Below are 18,130 nucleotides of genomic sequence, written 5' to 3' on the forward strand. Positions count from 1 at the left end.
TTCAGTCTTAAGAAACGACTTTAGTCGTAGACATTTTATGTCCAAATCCACCTGCTTTAGCAGGTGGTCGTTTAAGACCTCAAGGAAGGTTATCATTCGTTTGCGCGGTAATAGTTGAGGTCAACTCATGTTCTTTTTAATATCATTCGTGGAAATAAGTTATTTTATTCCATAGAACGTGTCGAATAATGACAATTAGTATTTTGCGATAGTGGGAATTAAAGAATTATGTCGGTAATTGTAGGACGATTCTTATAGGGAAATAAGAAAGTATGGCGAATTTAGTTACATAAAGAGAGGAGTGCAGATCAGATGGACAACCATAAAGAATTTACAGTGAAAAATCATTATTTAGTGGAGATTAGACAAACAGGAGACTCAATTAAAGACAATTTAAAGTCTTGGAGTTGGGATATATACATTGCGATGAGTGAGGACCAACAGTATAGAGGAAGAGCGTTAGCCCCTGGAAAAGGTGTCGAGATCCCTTGGACAGAGTTAAGCAAAAGTGATGTGCTTGAAGAGATGATTAACATTTGTGAACAACAGATGCCAAAACATATATAAGGTCGGAGGACTCTTTTACTTGTAAGAGTCCTCCACCCACGAAACGACTAGGTTATCCTAGCGTTTTTATATTTGGGTGTTTTCGTAAAGATTGTTGCTATGATATAGTTTTTCCGGAGTAAAATGGAGCAGAAGTCACTCGACCCCAAGGGGTTATCTCGAAAGTCCGGAACAGAGGAGGCAATGGTTCCGTTCGCTACGCACCTTTTAGAAGAGACACTCCCTACTATGACTTCGAATATGTCATTACGAAGTGTAGGACAGTCGTACGATCAGTTGGGTTTATATATGTATGCTCCTTATCTCCATTGAATGTAATGGAGTCATATTCGTACAGATGAAACGACTCACCATCTATTTGAATCAATAGTTCTCCAGTCATAACGGTAACATACTCGACCACACCTAATTGGTGGGCGCCTGGATTGTATTCGCTTCTTGGTTTGAGGAATGCTCTGTGAATTTCACTTGATCCAAATGTTGAAACGTCAAACATTGGTTCAAGCGTACATGCTTCATTGGCGCTTACTACTTTGTTTCCTTTATGTTTACGTGAAATTTTAATGTCGCTGTCTTCATTTAGCAAAAGGGATATTGGGATCTCAAGACCATTGGCAATTTTCCAAATGACTGAGAGTGATGGGTTTGCTTCACCGCGCTCAATTTTTCCTAATGTAAGTTTGCTGACAGTTGTAAGATCAGCTAGTTGCTGCAAGCTTAATCCACGTTCCTGCCTTATTTTTCTTAAAGTCAATCCCACTTGTTTGGCCAATCTTTCTGCGTCTGTTTGATGTGAGCGCTTCAAATAAATTCCTCCCTTGCTTAGGTTTTATACATAATATATAAGTGGATCTTTTCCAAAATTAGGAGTATATTATAGTTATCAGTTAGTATATTATACTATATCTATTGCTTCTTCTGGAAGGTGAGAATATGAAGGAAATTACACTAGGGTTATTTGCTGCGATGTTTTTTGCGGTTACGTTTATATTGAACCGCTCGATGGAACTAGCGGGAGGAAGTTGGATGTGGAGTTCATCATTACGGTTTCTTTTTATGCTTCCTTTTTTATTTCTAATTGTCTTGTTTCGGAATAATGTCAAACAAATTATAGTTGAAATTAGGAAGCATCCTATTCCTTGGTTTGGCTGGAGTTTTGTTGGGTTTGTTTTATTTTATGCTCCGATTACGTTTGCAGCTGCCTATGGACCTGGTTGGCTGGTAGCAGGAACATGGCAATTAGTTATCGTAGCAGGAACATTATTGGCTCCCCTTTTTTTGGAATCGGTTCAAACAAACAAAGGAATTCAAAAAATCCGTCAAAAAATTCCTTTAGGCGCATTTTGTATTTCTCTTATGATCTTGTTTGGTGTCGCTCTCATGCAGCTACAGAATGCAAATAGTGTATCCTTGCAAACGGCGATGATCGGTGTTCTGCCCGTTATGTTTGCTGCTGTCGCCTATCCACTTGGAAACCGAAAAATGATGGAGGTTTGTGGAGGGCGGCTTGATACTTTTCAACGGGTCTTCGGAATGACATTAGTTACGATTCCTTTTTGGCTTGTTCTCAGTCTAGTTGCTTTTATCCAGGTTGGAGCTCCTTCTTCAGATCAAATTCTCCAATCCTTTATTGTCGCCATAAGTTCAGGCGTCGTTGCAACGACCTTATTTTTTATTGCAACAGACCGGGTAAGAGGAAACCAGAAGAAGCTTGCAGCAGTTGAAGCGACCCAATCAACTCAAGTTCTTTTTGTGTTAATGGGAGAGATCGCGTTGCTATCGACCCCTTTGCCAAATGGAATGGCAATGATCGGAATGAGTCTTATTGTGATCGGGATGCTTATGCATAGTTATTTCACTAAAAAGATGAAAACAAAGCAACCGCCACTCGGTCAACTACGGAAGGAACAAAGTGTGTAAAACGTTGATTTTATTAGAAGAAAACGCCTAGTAGTGAGTTGAGCTCTAGGCGTTTTTGGCATATGTAAATGCTCATTGAAGAACTTTTTCTAACTCGGCAAATCCAATAACTTTTAACGCCTCAATTTCTTCATCTGTAAATTGCTCCTGTAGTTTCGCAACCAATTCATCCCGCTTTTCATCATCAACACCATTACGAACACTTGTAAAAATGCTAATTAATTCGGTCAGTGAAAACCGTTCCAACACGGCTTCAATTGCCTCATCTCTATTAGAAAAAACGAGCTCGTCACTAGAGTCCTCTCTTTTTAGTTGTTGGTCCTCAACTTCATCATTCTCACTTTGTTCATTGAAGTCGTGTTGTTCGGACTTTGTCTCTATTTCCTCTTCAATCTGATGTTCACTTTGTGGTTCAGTCACTTTCTCTGGTGTTTGATTAGAACTGTGATAAAAGCCTAAAAAGCTAGGGATGGCAACACAAAGAAAGACGAAAAACACTCCAAAAATAACTGCTCTGATCATAAAATCCTCCTAACTAGATTGAACTTCGCTCAAGTTTATCGATTTACGTTTATGAAAGAGGGCATACAGGAATAAGTAACACATGGTACCGGACGCATTAATCAATATATCTAGCAATCTTCCGTCTCGGTTAAAAAATGGCTGGATAAATTCTGTTGAAAATGTGAGAAAGAAGCAAAAGAACAGAGCGCCTACGATTGTTCGAAAAACAATTGTACTTAAGAATGCCAAAATAAAAAAAGCAATAAAATGGCCAAGTTTTTGTATGGAAAAATAGATACTTCGATCAACAAACGAATACATATGGAAAAAGCCTGAAAATTGGGGGGCAGTTGTAATAGCAAAGTGAAGCTGTCCATGACGAAAAAAATCACTAGCACTTTGTGTAAAAAGCAATATAGCTAATAGAATGATCCAAGTTATGAACAACCATAAAGCCAAGTAGACACACCTCCATGTTCTAGATTGAACGGAAAAAGGAAAAGGCGACCTTTTTAGTTGATTAAGTAGCAATGGCTCCGCACGTTGCGCGCCTTCTATGAGAAACATGAGCCTCCTAAAGTCGGCTGCCGGTGCAAAGCAAGTTTGCACCTATGAACCCCGCTCATAAAAGGCTTAATAAACATGACAACGGCTCTGCACATTGCATAGAACTGAAAAAGAAAAGGCGACCTTTTTCAGATCAATTACTAGCAGTTTAGTCATCATAGCAGTTTTTCAAACTTATTTTCATATGTGCAATGGTTCCTCGTTTGAAACATCCGTAATGTGCCAAGACTAATACTACGAGGAGGTTGGTTCGATGGAACAGTATGATGGAGATGTATTTGTCGGTTTATTTTGGGGAATTGCATTAAGTATTCCACTTTGGCTATCGATTTTTGGATGGGTGAAATGGCTGATGTAGTAGAGGTTACTGAAAAAGGAAAAAACGAGAGGACCGTGGTAAAAGACTCTTTAGCAAAATCGAGTAAGTTGTAATGGCTCCACACGTTGCACGCGTTCTAAGAGGAACATGAGCCTCCTAAGTCAGCTGACGGTGCAAAGCAAGTTTACACCTATGAAACCCATTATAGAACGCATAAAATATTGCAACGGCTCCGCTCATTGTTTAAAGAGCACTGAAAAAGGGGAACCACACTTTTTTCAGTGCTCTTTCTATTAAAGTATTTATCAATATGGTAAGATATTACCAAGAGAATGAGGAGGGAAACGTATTTGACCTCTATTTTTGGGACTTTATGAATGGAGTGAGTTTTGTGATATTGGTAACAGGCGGGGCGGGCTATATTGGGAGCCATACGTGTGTAGAGCTGTTAGATGCGGGGTATGAAATTGTTGTCGTTGACAATCTTTCAAATAGCAAATATGAATCGATTGATCGTATCAAAGAATTAAGCGGGAAGGAATTTCTGTTTTATGAGGTAGATTTGTTGGACAAGCTAGCTTTGGAGAAAGTGTTTGCAGAACATAACATTAAAGCAGTTATCCATTTTGCAGGGTTAAAGGCAGTGGGGGAATCTGTTGAAATTCCGCTCCACTATTATCATACAAACATTACAGGAACGTTGGTTCTTTGTGAACTGATGCAATCCTACGGAGTGAAGAACATCGTATTTAGTTCATCGGCAACGGTGTACGGAATGCCAGATCGTGTACCAATTTTAGAGGATTTCCCGCTAAGTGCTACCAATCCATATGGACGTACCAAGCTGATGATTGAGGAAATTTTGCGAGACTTGTACGTATCAGACAAAGAGTGGAGCATCGCATTGCTTCGTTACTTTAATCCGATCGGTGCCCATCATAGTGGTAGAATTGGAGAAGACCCTAATGGTATTCCGAACAACTTGATGCCATTTATTACCCAAGTAGCTGTTGGAAAGTTAAAGGAATTAAAAGTATTTGGGGACGACTATCCAACGGTAGATGGAACAGGAGTCAGAGACTATATTCATGTCGTAGATCTTGCCAAAGGTCACTTAAAAGCTCTTGAAAAGATAGTGACAACAACAGGAGCAAAGGCCTATAATCTGGGAACTGGAAATGGATATAGTGTCATTGAGATGGTCGAAGCATTTAAAAAAGCTTCCAATCGTGACGTGCCATATTCCATTGTTGAGCGTAGACCTGGTGATGTAGGGATTTGTTATGCAGATCCATCTAAGGCAAAAGAAGAGTTAGGCTGGAGCGCAGAAAAAGGGATTGAAGAAATGTGTGCCGATTCGTGGAGATGGCAAGAGAGTAATCCTGATGGATATAAATAAGTAACGAAAGGGATTGTCTTAAAAGGTCTGTTTTTGACCTTTTAGGACAATCCCAATTTATTAGTTGGTTAGAAAAATATATGGTGATTACCTTGTTCAAGTTCAGAGCATATAAGTAATCTTAACTCTTCTTCTGTTGCTTCATATAATTGACGGCCATCAGGCATTTTGAAAAATTGATTTTCTAAAAGGGTATCGATAATTTTTTCCTTATCGAATTGAGACAATGTTTTCAAAGACAATACGAACACTCCCCTTTTGCAAAGTAGTACCAAAACTGTAAGCGTTTACATTCATAATTATAAATTCTTTTGTATGTAATTGTCAACCTTAATAAAGGAAAAGTTATGGAAAATAGGTAAAAAGCTTTAACCCGGTAATATTAAGAAAATACAGGAGAACAGCTTGTGGCGAGATGTGATGTTGTTCTACGTAGAACCGAGCAATTTTCTGACCATTGGGTCAATAATATTGTCGAGCGGCTAAATTATGATACGATAAAACAAAAAGAAGGTTAGAAAAGGGGATAGTACATATGATTTCATTTGTTGTTGCAATGGATCAAGAACGGGTAATAGGAAAAGAAAATCAATTGCCATGGCACCTCCCAGCGGACTTGGCGTATTTTAAAAGAGTTACGACAGGCCATACGATTGTGATGGGAAGAAAAACGTACGAGTCGATTGGTAGACCATTGCCAAAGCGAAGAAATGTTGTGTTAACAAGAGATAGACAATATGAAGCAGAAGGCTGTGCGGTTGTACACTCGATTGAAGAAGTATTAAATATAGTAAAGCAAGATGAAGAATGTTTTGTCATAGGTGGAACAGAAGTGTTCATGCTTTTTTGGGATCATGTTGATAGGTTGTATGTCACATACATTGATGAGACCTTTGAAGGCGACACGTTCTTCCCAGAAATTGATGAGAATGAGTGGGAAGTCGTTTCTGTCGAAGAAGGGATTGTTGACGAGAAAAATCGTTATCGTCATGAGTTTCGTACCTATGAGAGAAAGAAATGATAGTTTGACGGGTTGTAAGGAAATAGTTTGGTGGCTCGAATATGATGGAATTAAAATTGTGATAAGGACATAAAATCCAATACCATACTTTATCACCAACACAAACAGGAACTTTAGGTGGTTCAAATTAACATTGCTAATAAAGAAGAAACATGATAACATCCATAATTGGTAATTAAATAGAGGTGCCTCATTGTTACGATGAGGTAGAGGCGCGATTGCTAAGAGTATCTTTTCTAAGGATGACAACGTTGAGGGAAAGGGAAAGGGGCCGTCGCCGAAGTGGAAGTAGAGGTCAGGCTGCTTTTGCTGGATCTGTATTGAATAAGTGCAGAGCTGTCATAACTTGGTGTAGCCAAGTTATGGAGGACTACCATGATTATGGGGATTCACGCGCGGATGTTAGGCGATAGTGGGTTATCCACTATCGCTTTTTTCTATGGAAAAGGGACTAGTAACGGAACAAGTAAGAATCTTTCGTTATGTCTCTTTGCTCCACCTAGTATCAGTTGTCAGAGTGGAGCACTCATAGTTGTATATTTCTATTGCAGTTAGTCCTTCATCTATGTAACTACCATACATTTTTAGGAGGTATCATTATGGAATCATCTATTTTATCTTTAGTCCCTCCAATATTAGCTCTTGTGATGGTTATTCTTACTAGAAAAGTGCTATTATCACTTGGTACAGGTGCTATTGTTGGGGCATTCATGGTTAATAATTTTAATCCACTTGCAGCAGCCGCGAATATTTATGGCATTGTGATGGGTATCATTTTTGATTTTGATGTGGAACACGTTACATTCGGTACTGTGACTCGTTCGATTATTGATGAAGGGTTTGCTATTAATACATGGGAATTCTTTATCGTTCTTTTCTTATTATTATTAGGAATGATGGCTGCTCTTATTACCCGTTCAGGTGGGAGTAGGGCGTTTGGTGAGTGGGCAATGAAGCGTGTGAAAACGCGTGTTGGTGCACAGTTATTAACGGTTGTTCTAGGTCTTATTATTTTCATTGATGACTATTTTAACAGTTTGACAGTCGGAAATGTAAGTCGTCCGTTAACCGATCGACACCGTATTTCTCGTGCAAAGCTAGCGTATTTGGTCGATTCAACGGCAGCTCCAATGTGTGTAATTGCCCCAATTTCAAGCTGGGGGGCTTACATTATAGCGATTATTGCAGGAATTTTTGCAACGCATTCTGTTACTCAATATGAAGCATTGCAAGCATTTTTATTAATGGTCCCTATGAACATTTATGCATTAGTAGCGATTGGGCTTGTATTAGCTGTAGCATGGTTCAATCTTGATTTTGGTGCGATGAAGGCTCATGAAGAACGTGCGATGAAATCAGGTGAATTGTTTAATGCAAATCTTGGCCCGATTCCTGGTGCTCAAGATGATATTGCAGCAAGTGAAAAAGGCAAGGTTGGCGACTTAGTATGGCCGATCATTGCGTTAATTGCTGGTACAGTATTTTTTATGGTGACAACAGGAATTGAAGGGACAGAAGGCGATGTAACGATTCTGACGATTTTTGAAAACACAGATGTTGCGTCAGCCCTTGTATATGGTGGTTTGTTCGGCTTAGCCATTGCCCTTATTTTGAACGTGTTTAAGCCGAAATCAGGTACTGGACTTGGAGCTTCGTTAGTTATTGGGATGAAGTCAATGCTGCCAGCCATTTATATTTTGTTCTTTGCATGGACACTTATTTCAATTATCGGTGATCTAGGGACAGGAACGTATTTAGCGTCACTTGTTGAACAGTCAAACCTTCCTCCAATGTTCTTACCAGTCATTTTGTTTGTGATTGCTGGTTTTGCAGCATTTTCTACAGGTACATCATGGGGTACATTTGGCTTATTACTTCCAATTGCTGGTGAGATGGCAGCGGTCATTGATCTTACATTAATCTTACCGATGATGGCAGCGGTTCTAGCTGGATCGATCTTTGGTGATCATTGTTCTCCGATTTCAGATACGACGATTCTTTCTTCAACAGGAGCAGGAAGTCATCATATTGATCACGTTGTTACCCAGCTTCCCTATGCACTTATTGCAGCTGGAATTACAGTGATTTCTTATCTAGTATTAGGTTTTACGACTAGCGTAGTACTGAGTTTAGTGGTCGCTTTTGCATTGCTGATTGTAACAGTGATGGTTTTAAAAAAAGTGAGTGCAAATGCATAATTCATTAAAGGGTCAACTTCTAACTGAGGTTGACCCTTTTTTACGTAAAAGAAAGCTATTAAAATTGTATGATTATGGTAAAGTGAAAGTAGAATCATAACTTATTGTTTGAAAGGGAGTTTTTCAATGAAACCCAACCTAGTTCTCAATTTTATCCTCGCATTAATTATGGTCGTTGTTCTAGGTTTTTTCGGCTATGTAGGGACAGTCATTAGTTTGCTTATGGGTGGGATAACCTTTTATACGCCACTGATTGTCGTTGTATCGGTCAGTTTAATGATGATAACAGTTGTCGTCATCTTCCGTCTGCTAAAACCAAAGACATTGAAGATAACGGTAATGAGTTTTCTTGCATTGTGCCTCATTTCCATAGCTGTGTATGAGATTTTTGAAAGTTATCAAAGAAGTATCGTGACGGTAAGTGATCAAGATTATAATTTATATGGGTATCAACCATTTCATGATGATACAAATGTTGTAGCTTTAGACGAACCTGCAAATGTAAAACTAGAAGGCGATCTCCCCATTCTCGATGGAGCTACAGCTTTGTATCCAGTCTATTCTGCCTTTGCGAGAGCGACTTATCCAGAAAAAGAATATAATGTTCATCAAAGTGAAGTGATGTCAAACCAGACAGGGGAGGCATTTCAACATTTACTAAACGGACAAGTGGATATAATTTTTGTTGCAGCTCCATCGAAACGCCAATTAGAGCAAGCACAAAAGCGTGGGATCGAGCTAGAGATGACTCCAATTGGTCGTGAGGCATTTGTTTTTTTTGTAAATGAAAAAAATCCTATAACAGGGCTTTCAATTGAACAAATACAAGGTATTTATTCAGGAAAAATAACAAATTGGAGTGAAGTTGGGGGAGAGAATACATCGATTCGTGCGTTCCAACGTCCAGCTGACAGTGGCAGTCAAACGGCATTAGAAAAGATTATGGAGGATGTCCCAATTGCAGATCCCCTAACTGAAGATGTCGTATCAGGTATGGGAGGCGTATTTGAAGAAGTTTCTAGCTACAAAAATTATAAAAATGCAATAGGATATACGTTCAGATTCTTTTCAAATGAGATGGTGAAAGACGGGGAAATCCGCCACCTCAAAATAGAAGGCGTGTATCCAGATAAAGAAACGATTCGCAGTGGTTCCTATCCTTTCGCTTCAGAATTTTATGCGATTACAGCGGGAAGCGACAATCCGAATGTTGATGTCTTGCTTAAGTGGATTTTATCGGAACAAGGACAACGTCTTATCGAAGAGACAGGGTATGTAGCAGTAAATAGTGAGTGAAAAAGGGCTAATAATAGCCGGAAAAGGTCTAGCTTCATTCGAGGCTAGGCTTTTTTCATATAAGAGTGATTCAGAACAAAAAGAAAACCCTCGTTTGAACAATGTTGCTTCTTGTAGAAACAATCTATTTGTTTCAAGAGGATAGTAAATGATTACTTAAATTTTATCCTTGAGATTTCACAAAGAATTCTTTCGACTTTCTTTTGACTTTACGCAATGCCTTTTTAATAAACGTAGTTACGTCTTTTCCATCTTTAACCCGTTCATACGTTTGTTCAAACTTCCTGGCATCACAAGGATACTGTTCCCCGTATTTATCTGTAATAAGATAATCTCCTGGGTTGCCTGTAAGTGAACCACTGGCAGTTTCAATTGTGATCGTTCTGGTGATCTTTACAGCTTCAATAATTTCCGGCTTTCTCCTATATCTAGCCAAGTTACCACCTCCTTTTTAAACGTTCTAACTACTTATCAAAATTATTCTATATTAATTCATCGTACTCAATCTTTATGTGAGTGTGACAACTCCCCATGAAAAAACACAATCAAAGAAATTATAAAAGCATAGGTTTATGAATCTTGCTCACCGTCTTTTCCTCTTCACTGTAGCAAAGCGTAATAGGATTAATTTTAAATGTAAGCGTTTTCTACAAAATAGAAAATTTTTATACTAAAGTGTTAATATTCAGAATAAATAAGTATAGAAAGTGTTTTATCAAATTTTCGAGAGAGGTGAAGTCAATGAACGGGAGAGAACAATGGGGAACTCGTGCTGGTTTTATTTTGGCGGCCATTGGTTCTGCTGTAGGTCTAGGGAACATCTGGCGTTTTCCTTATGTCGCCTATGAAAATGGAGGAGGAGCTTTCTTTTTACCGTACTTATTTGCTCTTATAACTGCTGGTATTCCTCTTCTCATTATGGAATTCACGCTTGGCCATAAGTATCGGGGTTCAGCTCCGCTTACTTACGCACGCATGAACAAAAAAACCGAGTGGATCGGTTGGTGGCAAGTAGCAATTTCATTTGTTATAGCGACCTATTATGCTGTTATCATTGCGTGGGCGTTGTCCTACACGTATTTTGCCTTTAACCAAAGGTGGGGAGAAGACACTGGTGGCTTTTTAATGGGGGAATATCTCCAAAGAATTGATGTAGTCTCAGGGGGGGCACCTGGAGATATAGGAGCCCTAGTTCCTGGTGTGCTGATCCCATTGGTGATCGTTTGGGTTATAACACTCGGTGTATTATTTAAAGGAATTAGAAGAGGAATTGAAATTGCCAATCGGATCTTTATCCCGTTACTTGTGGCTATGTTCTTACTCATTGTCATTCGTGCCATTACTCTAGAAGGAGCTCTAACAGGTCTCGATGCATTTTTTAAGCCTAATTGGAGTGAAATTATGTCACCAGGAGTGTGGGTGGCAGCTTATGGTCAGATCTTCTTCAGTTTATCGATTGCATTTGCGATTATGATTACGTACTCGAGTTATTTGTCGAAAAAGTCAGACATTACAAATAATGCCTTTATTACAGGTTTTAGTAATTCGAGTTTTGAGCTGTTAGCTGGGATTGGGGTGTTCGCAGCACTTGGTTTTATGGCCCAAGCATCTGGTGTTGGTGTAGCTGATGTTGCTGATGCTGGAATTGGTCTTGCCTTTGTTGTTTTTCCAGAGATCATTAACACCTTCCCGGGAATGAATGGCTTATTTGGGGTCTTGTTCTTTGGTTCACTCGTACTTGCCGGGTTGTCTTCTCTCATTTCGATCGTTGAAACGTTTGTCTCGGGTGTTCAAGATAAATTCAAATTCTCACGTCGCAAAGCAGTTGGTTTCGGCGGTGGGTTAGCAGCTGTTATTTCATTATTGTTTGCAACTCAAGGTGGATTGTTCTTCCTTGATGCGGCTGATTATTTTATTAATCAATTCGGGGTTGCATTTGCAGGTCTTGTTTCCGTTATTGCTGTCTCGTGGTTTGTAAAAAAGCTGCCGGAGCTTCAAACACATGCAGATGGCGTTTCTGATTTCCGTGTTGGGGCATGGTGGAGAATTTGTTTAAGTATCATTACACCAATCGTGTTAGGATTCATGTTTATCCAAAACGTAATTGAAAATATAACGAACAACTATGAAGGGTATTCGACTAGTTTTCTAATTGGATCGGGTTGGCTGGTAGCAATAGGTGCGATAGTGATCGGATTTTTATTTGCAAGAAGCAAATGGCAGAAAAATGACTTAAATATTCCAAAAAACTAGTTGAAAGGAGTTGAGCGATCATGAGTGGTGGAGCAGTAACCATGATGATTGTTGGTATGCTAATTATTTGGGGAGGATTAGGACTGAGCATTGCCAATGCAGTGAAGGTAGCAAAAGCAAAGAAATAAGAAATGGGAGAGGCGCGCTGTCAGAGATAGTATTGGCTTCGTTCGCTACGAGCCTTGAGAGAAGAAACCTACTCCTCTCAAGGCTTTTTGTAGCGACTCCACACATTGCTTAGGGGGTGTCAAAATGGTCAAAAACGGCCCATTATGACACCCCCTTGTTTAATCAAACGTTTATTTTTTTTTCTTTCGATCCTGATAAGCCTTTCGCTCCCACTGCTTTAAAGATGGATATGGGTCAAAAGACCATTCCGTAATCCCATTATCTCGGTACATTCCATAGTGAAGATGTGGAGGGAATTTCCCTTGTGTACCAGGCTTTCCGTAACCAGAGCTTCCACAATAACCGATGACGTCGCCTGGGGCTACAATGGAGCCTTCTTCAATTCCTTTTTCAAAACCGCTTAAATGAGCGTAATAGTGGTAAATATTATCTAGATCACGAATACCGATACGCCAGCCCCCGTATTTATTCCAGCCTTTAATTTCGACTCGTCCATATGCTGTTGCGCGAATGGGAACATTATACCCAGCGAAAATATCGGTTCCTTCATGAATCCGTCTTCCACCCCAGCCACGTCGGTCACCCCATGTGTTTTTGTAGCTGTAGTTATAGTTTAAAGGCATTGGAAACGCATGATCACCGAGATCTAACGTATCAAACTTTTCATATACAAGAGCATGACCGTGAACAATTCGAACAGATTGATCACGCTTGTACTTTTCCCAAAGCGCAATTCGAAAGTCTTCTTCATCAAAGCCATAACCTTCAATGAAATGTGCCATCGTAAAAAGAACATCTTCATCATTTGTACGCTCAGCTAGACCATCACCATTGCCATCTAACCCTACTCCGCCAAACATTTGAAGAGATAGAGGATGTGTATCTTCTTTGTTAGGATTTAATTCCCCCGCCCAATCTTCTTCAGAGTAATAAATGGAAATGAGCCCATCTTCTTTTGGACGATCCTTACGTGCACGTCGTAATCCACGCTCATACGTATCAACAGCAGCTAAATATTGCCATGGTACGTTTGTTAACGTTTCAACCTTTTTATATAGATCCATCCGTCTCTCGTAAATTTGTTCACTTGTTAATTCGTCTTTCTCAGCCGCAGTTACACACGGAAGAGAAATAAACACTGCAATAAGTGCTAATACGATGATTTTCTGAAATCTCATGTCAGGCTCCTTTCTACCTTTGCAAAAACTGCTGGTAACTCGACCGTGTTTTTCTCTTTATATAGTGTGGGAAAAAAAGCTCAAAAAATTGGAGAGAATGATTGGAAATTTTGAGCGAGCGTTTGGTTATTTTTCGAAAATCATGATAAAGTAGTATAGAGAAAAAGTGTTCACGAGTTTTAAAAAGGTATTTTGGATGGAGTGAAATAAATGGCAAAGAAAGAAGAGCATTTACGTAAACCGGATTGGTTGAAAATAAAATTAAATACGAATGAGTCCTATACGGGCTTAAAAAAAATGATGCGAGAAAACAAGCTAAATACTGTTTGTGAAGAAGCTCGTTGCCCCAATATTCACGAGTGCTGGGCTGTTCGTAAAACAGCGACCTTTATGATTCTTGGGGATGTTTGTACGAGAGCATGTAGGTTTTGTGCCGTGAAGACAGGATTGCCAAATGAGCTTGACTTACAAGAGCCAGAGCGTGTCGCAGAGTCAGTTGAAACAATGGGTCTCAAGCACGTTGTTATTACTGCTGTTGCCCGTGATGATTTGAAAGATGGTGGATCTGCTGTATTCGCAGAGACTGTACGTGCCGTTAGAAGACGCAGCCCTTTCTGTACGATTGAAGTACTACCATCGGACATGTTAGGAAGCTTTGATAACTTGAAGACGTTAATGGATGCCCGTCCAAATATTATGAATCACAACATTGAAACGGTTCGTCGTTTGACGCCGCGGGTTCGTGCGCGTGCTACATATGATCGGACATTAGAGTTCTTACGTCGTGCAAAAGAAATGCATGCTGACATTCCGACGAAATCAAGTTTGATGATTGGACTTGGTGAAACAAAAGAAGAAATCATTGAAACAATGGATGACTTACGGGCAGCTGATGTCGATATTATGACAATTGGTCAGTACTTACAACCGACGAAGAAACATCTAAAAGTCCAAAAATATTATCACCCTGACGAATTTGCCGAGTTAAAGGAAATTGCATTAAGCAAAGGATTCAGCCACTGTGAAGCTGGTCCATTAGTTCGTTCTTCTTATCACGCTGATGAGCAAGTAAATGAAGCGCAAGTTCGAGCAGAAGCGAAAAAAGTTACAAATCAATAAAAAAGCACTAAAAAGGGTAGGTTCGTACAAAGAAGTGGAACCTGTAATTTTAGTGCAATTAGAGACGAAAATCGATTTGGTTTTCGTCTCTTTCGTTATTGCCTCGTGTTAAGGGCTTTTTTGCAATATTATGAGGGGATTATCAAGCTAATGAAAACCCAACCGAATCCGGTTAAACGAGAAAAGGTACATCATCAAGGATGATGAAAGCCCAAACGAGTCCATTCAAACCAGAAAAGGTTCGTCATCAGGATTATGACAACCCAAACGAGCCTAGTTACACCTAAAAAGGTACATCATCAAGCTAATGAATGCCCCCAACTACTCCAATTAAATCAAAAAAATGAAAGCCGCAGCTTTAATCAGTTTAAACGTTATAAAACGCAATGGCTTAAATACTCCATTGCGTTTTCATATTAAAGTGATATTCATATGTTTCGGGTGTCCTACTCAACCCACCCTCTCTCTAAAGGGTCGGCTTTACATTTCAGTATCATTTGCCATGTTATTATCGATCCATAAGTCTTCTCTGTTTCGATTGCATGATGTTCATATCATCGTCGGTGTTTTCGTTATACTCTCCTTGTGGCGATTCTAGCTTCATTTCCTCAATTGTCTGTTCTAATGTACGTTCGATATCGGAAGTAGCTGAAGTTAAATGTTGGAACCGTTCGATTTCATCAAAATGATCGTGGTTATCTGAAATATAAACTTCATAATATCTAGGTACAATAGACAATGCGCTGCGCTTTACTTGGTCAGCAACATATTCACGGTTATCTGCTTGAGAATCATATGCTACAAGAACGTACTTGTCTGTTACAAGAGCCCCAGCTTCACTTACGACATCATTCGTTAAGACCATTCTTGTTACGGCATCTGACAAACGTCCGCGATCAATAACAGGAATGACAGGTTGTCGGCCGTTACCCATGACTAGGTCTCTTTCGTATCGTGTATAGCCGAAGTGATTATAATCGTTTGTTTCGTTCAGTTGATTAATTGGATAGTGTCCACCATTTGGCTGATGACTGTCGTAATTAGCTGTGCGTTGCAGTGTTTGTCCTTGTTCAGGCATTTGACATCCAGTAACAAGCATCATTGTTGCAAGACCGCCAACTAATAATGTTTTTTTTATCATGATCAAACCCCCTCTCTTTTCAGATTGACCCAAATACGTCTCTTTTACTGCTAGTAAATGATGGTGATGTTACAGTTTTTGGGGAACCTGTTGCAAGTGTGTCGTCTTCTTGTGTTATAATTTAAGAAAGCAAAGTTAAAGAGGTGAGCCACATGGTTCGCATACAAGGGATGCAATTTGAAATTGTTGAAGATGTAAAAAATGGATGGAACGAAGAAGCATTTAAAGATCGCTATGCCGACGTCCTAAATAAGTACGATTACATAGTAGGTGATTGGGGTTATAACCAATTAAGGTTGAGAGGCTTTTTTGAAGACAAGCATAAAAAGTCAACACATGATACAAAAATAAGTACCTTGCCAGACTATTTGTATGAGTACTGTAATTTTGGCTGTGCATATTTTGTCATTAAGAAAGTGAAAGTACCAGCAGCTCAAAAAGGGAAAGAATAAGAACTGGGGAAAAAAGCAGTCTGCAGAGACTGCTTTTTTCTTATCTAACTAATCGTTCGTAGTGTAAGGAGGCTCCTCATTTTTGTTTGGATCATCATGAGTGGGGTGAGCCTCTGGAAACTGCCTAGGTAAGTTTTGGTGTAGAGACTTAAATTCATAATTAAAGGCGCTATAGTAGCGCTGCCCTGGCTCCCATGGTGTACTCTTATTTGAAACAGGCTTATCTTTATTAATTGGTGAGCCATATGGCCCCTCAGGAAAGTCTTCTGCAGCAAGGAAATTTCGCTGTGTTTCAACATTTGAAAAGTCGAAATACTGTTGTTCCTCTTTATCAGTCATAAAAAAGACACCTCCTAAATGGTAATTTACCCGAATGAGGTGTTTTTTATTTTGGGGTGCGGCTAAACAATTTCGTACAAAAATGAGCGTAATTCTCCTGCTTCTTCAGTAGCTAAGTTAAAAGCGTGTTCTATGTATCCTGGTTCATCAAGGTCGTCTGACCCAATGATCGCAAACCGGTTTGATTGGACATCAAGAACAAGTTGTTTTCCGTAATATCTTGATGAATTAATAATGGCAAGATCAAAACGTTGATTTTCCCCCATAAAGCTTACAAAACGAGTTCGTGTTTCTTCTATATCGTCGTATAAAAAAAAGCGCTCAGACATATTATTGCTCCTTTCACCGTGTATATTTAGTATCATACCACGGGAGAGGATTGGAAGAAATGAATCGATGCTTGTATGTGATTCTTTATCCTCAGGATGACATGGATGTTGTATACTAAGAGAGAACAGAACATGTTGTGAAGAACGCGAAGAAGAGAATAATGTGTGGAGGTATCATCATGTATTTTGTAGATCGCGATAAAATTGAACAAACACTCCATTATATGGAATCGCTACAGGCTCAGGTGGAACAACTTACAGCTTGTACTAATTTAACAGAAAAGCTGGCGTTAGAGCGTCTTGCTTATGTCGTTATTGAATCCATTATTGATGTTGGAAATAGTATGATTGATGGATTCATTATGCGAGATCCAGGTGGGTATGAAGATATTATTGACATATTAGAGGATGAAAAAGTTGTGAAGACTGACGATGCGGTTGCCTTAAAAACAATCATTGGCCTGCGAAAACAACTAATCGCCGATTATTCAGAGGTGAATCATCAACAGGTTGTGGAAATATTAATGAACCATGAAACTTCATTAAAGCAGTTTCCTTTAGATGTGAGAAGGTATTTAACAGAGGAGCTAGGTCCTGTCAGTGCGTTTTTGCCAAATGAAAGAGACTGATTAGACATGGACAAGGTTTTGCAGCCTTTCACCTTAAGGATTTTCCTGAAATTAAGTTTTTAGGAGACGGTCTTTTTGAGTTTTTATCGCTCATCGCATACAATGGGTGATAAGGATGGTGATCGTTGTGAGGAATGAGGCGAACTCTACACGTCAAGTCATCTTAACGTTGTTAAAACGCAATCAAGAGCTAACAGTTTCAACTTTGGCTATCGAATTAGAGGTAACGGAGATGGCTGTTCGAAGGCATTTACGGGAACTTGAGAAGGAGAAGCTAATTGACTCTCGGTTGGAAAAACAAGCGATGGGACGACCAATTCATAAATATTACTTAACAGAAAAAGGAAGCGAAACGTTTCCGCGGAATTACAGCGATTTATCATTAGGCATTCTTCAAGATGTTGAACAATTAAGCGGAAGTCAAATGGTTGATCAATTATTTGAACAGCGCAGAGAACGTCTTTATGAGAAGTATGAAGCAGAAATTAAAGGATCTTTTGCTGAACGGATTGCAGCACTCGCCCGCGTTCAAAGCGAAGGTGGCTATATGGTCGAATACAAAGAGTTGAATGACGGGGAGTATGAGTTTATAGAGTACAACTGCCCAATTGCACAAGTGGCAAAGGAATATCCAATTGCTTGTACTTGTGAACAGCAATTGTTTAAGCGATTACTAAAAACCGATCATGTTGAACGGAAGTCATGTATTGCAAAGGAAAATACGTCATGTTGTATATATAAAGTTAAAGAGAACAAAGAGTCATAGAGGA

General features: G+C 39.4%; 21 protein-coding genes and 1 riboswitch. Of the genes, 12 read left to right on the forward strand and 9 right to left on the reverse strand.

Translation table 11 applies throughout. The features are described from left to right. Window positions 1–312 precede the first annotated feature (312 nt). Window positions 313–567, forward strand: a complete 255-nt coding sequence (locus tag SAY88_RS18385) for a hypothetical protein (RefSeq protein WP_332633619.1) — start codon at window positions 313–315, stop codon at window positions 565–567. 226 nt (window positions 568–793) lie between these two features. On the opposite strand, the gene SAY88_RS18390 is transcribed toward SAY88_RS18385, so the two are convergent. Then, window positions 794–1,372: a helix-turn-helix domain-containing protein gene (locus SAY88_RS18390; RefSeq protein ID WP_332633620.1), complete on the reverse strand. Its 579-nt coding sequence runs from the start codon at window positions 1,370–1,372 to the stop codon at window positions 794–796. 128 nt (window positions 1,373–1,500) lie between these two features. Here SAY88_RS18390 and SAY88_RS18395 point away from each other — a divergent pair, with 128 nt between their 5' ends. Continuing rightward, the gene (locus tag SAY88_RS18395) at window positions 1,501–2,487 is read left to right on the forward strand and encodes a DMT family transporter (RefSeq protein ID WP_332633621.1); all 987 of its coding nucleotides are present in this window, start codon (window positions 1,501–1,503) and stop codon (window positions 2,485–2,487) included. 72 nt (window positions 2,488–2,559) lie between these two features. On the opposite strand, the gene SAY88_RS18400 is transcribed toward SAY88_RS18395, so the two are convergent. Both SAY88_RS18400 and SAY88_RS18405 read right to left on the reverse strand, forming a co-directional pair. Next, window positions 2,560–3,009, reverse strand: a complete 450-nt coding sequence (locus tag SAY88_RS18400; protein ID WP_332633622.1) for a hypothetical protein — start codon at window positions 3,007–3,009, stop codon at window positions 2,560–2,562. A gap of 9 nt (window positions 3,010–3,018) precedes the next feature. Next, window positions 3,019–3,450, reverse strand: a complete 432-nt coding sequence (locus tag SAY88_RS18405; RefSeq protein ID WP_332633623.1) for a VanZ family protein — start codon at window positions 3,448–3,450, stop codon at window positions 3,019–3,021. Window positions 3,451–4,250: 800 nt separating this feature from the next. Between SAY88_RS18405 and galE the strand changes: the two genes are divergently transcribed. Then, on the forward strand, window positions 4,251–5,276 hold the full coding sequence (gene galE, locus SAY88_RS18410) for a UDP-glucose 4-epimerase GalE (RefSeq protein ID WP_332633660.1): 1,026 nt from the start codon (window positions 4,251–4,253) through the stop codon (window positions 5,274–5,276). Between the two features lie 68 nt (window positions 5,277–5,344). Here galE and fbpA read toward each other — a convergent pair whose 3' ends face one another. Continuing rightward, window positions 5,345–5,518 carry a Fur-regulated basic protein FbpA gene (fbpA, locus tag SAY88_RS18415; RefSeq protein ID WP_250097837.1) on the reverse strand — a complete coding sequence of 58 codons (174 nt, stop codon included), beginning with the start codon at window positions 5,516–5,518 and terminating at the stop codon, window positions 5,345–5,347. A gap of 293 nt (window positions 5,519–5,811) precedes the next feature. Between fbpA and SAY88_RS18420 the strand changes: the two genes are divergently transcribed. The 3 genes from SAY88_RS18420 (at window position 5,812) to SAY88_RS18430 (ending at window position 9,791) form a co-directional block, all read left to right on the forward strand. Next, window positions 5,812–6,297, forward strand: a complete 486-nt coding sequence (locus SAY88_RS18420; protein ID WP_332633624.1) for a dihydrofolate reductase — start codon at window positions 5,812–5,814, stop codon at window positions 6,295–6,297. 199 nt (window positions 6,298–6,496) lie between these two features. Continuing rightward, a riboswitch (Lysine riboswitch) is annotated at window positions 6,497–6,678 on the forward strand. A gap of 218 nt (window positions 6,679–6,896) precedes the next feature. Beyond that, window positions 6,897–8,495: a Na+/H+ antiporter NhaC family protein gene (locus tag SAY88_RS18425; RefSeq protein ID WP_332633625.1), complete on the forward strand. Its 1,599-nt coding sequence runs from the start codon at window positions 6,897–6,899 to the stop codon at window positions 8,493–8,495. A gap of 126 nt (window positions 8,496–8,621) precedes the next feature. Continuing rightward, window positions 8,622–9,791 carry a PstS family phosphate ABC transporter substrate-binding protein gene (locus SAY88_RS18430; protein WP_332633626.1) on the forward strand — a complete coding sequence of 390 codons (1,170 nt, stop codon included), beginning with the start codon at window positions 8,622–8,624 and terminating at the stop codon, window positions 9,789–9,791. A 163-nt stretch (window positions 9,792–9,954) separates the two neighbouring features. Here the strand turns inward: SAY88_RS18430 and SAY88_RS18435 are convergent, their stop codons facing one another. Continuing rightward, window positions 9,955–10,227: a hypothetical protein gene (locus SAY88_RS18435; protein WP_332633627.1), complete on the reverse strand. Its 273-nt coding sequence runs from the start codon at window positions 10,225–10,227 to the stop codon at window positions 9,955–9,957. Window positions 10,228–10,532: 305 nt separating this feature from the next. Between SAY88_RS18435 and SAY88_RS18440 the strand changes: the two genes are divergently transcribed. Both SAY88_RS18440 and SAY88_RS18445 read left to right on the forward strand, forming a co-directional pair. Then, complete coding sequence (locus SAY88_RS18440; RefSeq protein WP_332633628.1) at window positions 10,533–12,044, forward strand: sodium-dependent transporter; 1,512 nt, start codon at window positions 10,533–10,535, stop codon at window positions 12,042–12,044. A 20-nt stretch (window positions 12,045–12,064) separates the two neighbouring features. Further along, the gene (locus SAY88_RS18445; protein ID WP_250097825.1) at window positions 12,065–12,172 is read left to right on the forward strand and encodes a MetS family NSS transporter small subunit; all 108 of its coding nucleotides are present in this window, start codon (window positions 12,065–12,067) and stop codon (window positions 12,170–12,172) included. Between the two features lie 171 nt (window positions 12,173–12,343). Here SAY88_RS18445 and SAY88_RS18450 read toward each other — a convergent pair whose 3' ends face one another. Then, window positions 12,344–13,351: a M23 family metallopeptidase gene (locus tag SAY88_RS18450; protein ID WP_332633629.1), complete on the reverse strand. Its 1,008-nt coding sequence runs from the start codon at window positions 13,349–13,351 to the stop codon at window positions 12,344–12,346. Between the two features lie 210 nt (window positions 13,352–13,561). On the opposite strand from SAY88_RS18450, the gene lipA reads away from it, so the two are divergent. After that, window positions 13,562–14,470, forward strand: a complete 909-nt coding sequence (gene lipA, locus SAY88_RS18455; protein WP_332633630.1) for a lipoyl synthase — start codon at window positions 13,562–13,564, stop codon at window positions 14,468–14,470. Window positions 14,471–14,978: 508 nt separating this feature from the next. On the opposite strand, the gene SAY88_RS18460 is transcribed toward lipA, so the two are convergent. Further along, window positions 14,979–15,611 carry a YhcN/YlaJ family sporulation lipoprotein gene (locus tag SAY88_RS18460; RefSeq protein WP_332633631.1) on the reverse strand — a complete coding sequence of 211 codons (633 nt, stop codon included), beginning with the start codon at window positions 15,609–15,611 and terminating at the stop codon, window positions 14,979–14,981. A gap of 152 nt (window positions 15,612–15,763) precedes the next feature. Here SAY88_RS18460 and SAY88_RS18465 point away from each other — a divergent pair, with 152 nt between their 5' ends. Beyond that, on the forward strand, window positions 15,764–16,063 hold the full coding sequence (locus SAY88_RS18465; protein WP_332633632.1) for a YutD family protein: 300 nt from the start codon (window positions 15,764–15,766) through the stop codon (window positions 16,061–16,063). 48 nt (window positions 16,064–16,111) lie between these two features. Here SAY88_RS18465 and SAY88_RS18470 read toward each other — a convergent pair whose 3' ends face one another. Continuing rightward, window positions 16,112–16,402 (reverse strand): cytosolic protein, encoded by a 291-nt coding sequence (locus SAY88_RS18470; protein ID WP_332633633.1) that lies wholly within the window; start codon window positions 16,400–16,402, stop codon window positions 16,112–16,114. 62 nt (window positions 16,403–16,464) lie between these two features. Then, a complete protein-coding gene (locus SAY88_RS18475; RefSeq protein WP_332633634.1) occupies window positions 16,465–16,731 on the reverse strand; it encodes a DUF3055 domain-containing protein in 267 nt (88 codons plus the stop codon). A 179-nt stretch (window positions 16,732–16,910) separates the two neighbouring features. Between SAY88_RS18475 and SAY88_RS18480 the strand changes: the two genes are divergently transcribed. Both SAY88_RS18480 and SAY88_RS18485 read left to right on the forward strand, forming a co-directional pair. Next, window positions 16,911–17,360 carry a DUF86 domain-containing protein gene (locus SAY88_RS18480; RefSeq protein ID WP_332633635.1) on the forward strand — a complete coding sequence of 150 codons (450 nt, stop codon included), beginning with the start codon at window positions 16,911–16,913 and terminating at the stop codon, window positions 17,358–17,360. Between the two features lie 115 nt (window positions 17,361–17,475). Next, a complete protein-coding gene (locus SAY88_RS18485) occupies window positions 17,476–18,126 on the forward strand; it encodes a helix-turn-helix transcriptional regulator (protein ID WP_332633636.1) in 651 nt (216 codons plus the stop codon). Window positions 18,127–18,130: the final 4 nt, after the last annotated feature.

This window comes from Halalkalibacter flavus (assembly GCF_036663575.1).
In the GTDB taxonomy this organism is placed as follows: Bacteria; Bacillota; Bacilli; order Bacillales; family Bacillaceae_D; genus Halalkalibacter; species Halalkalibacter flavus.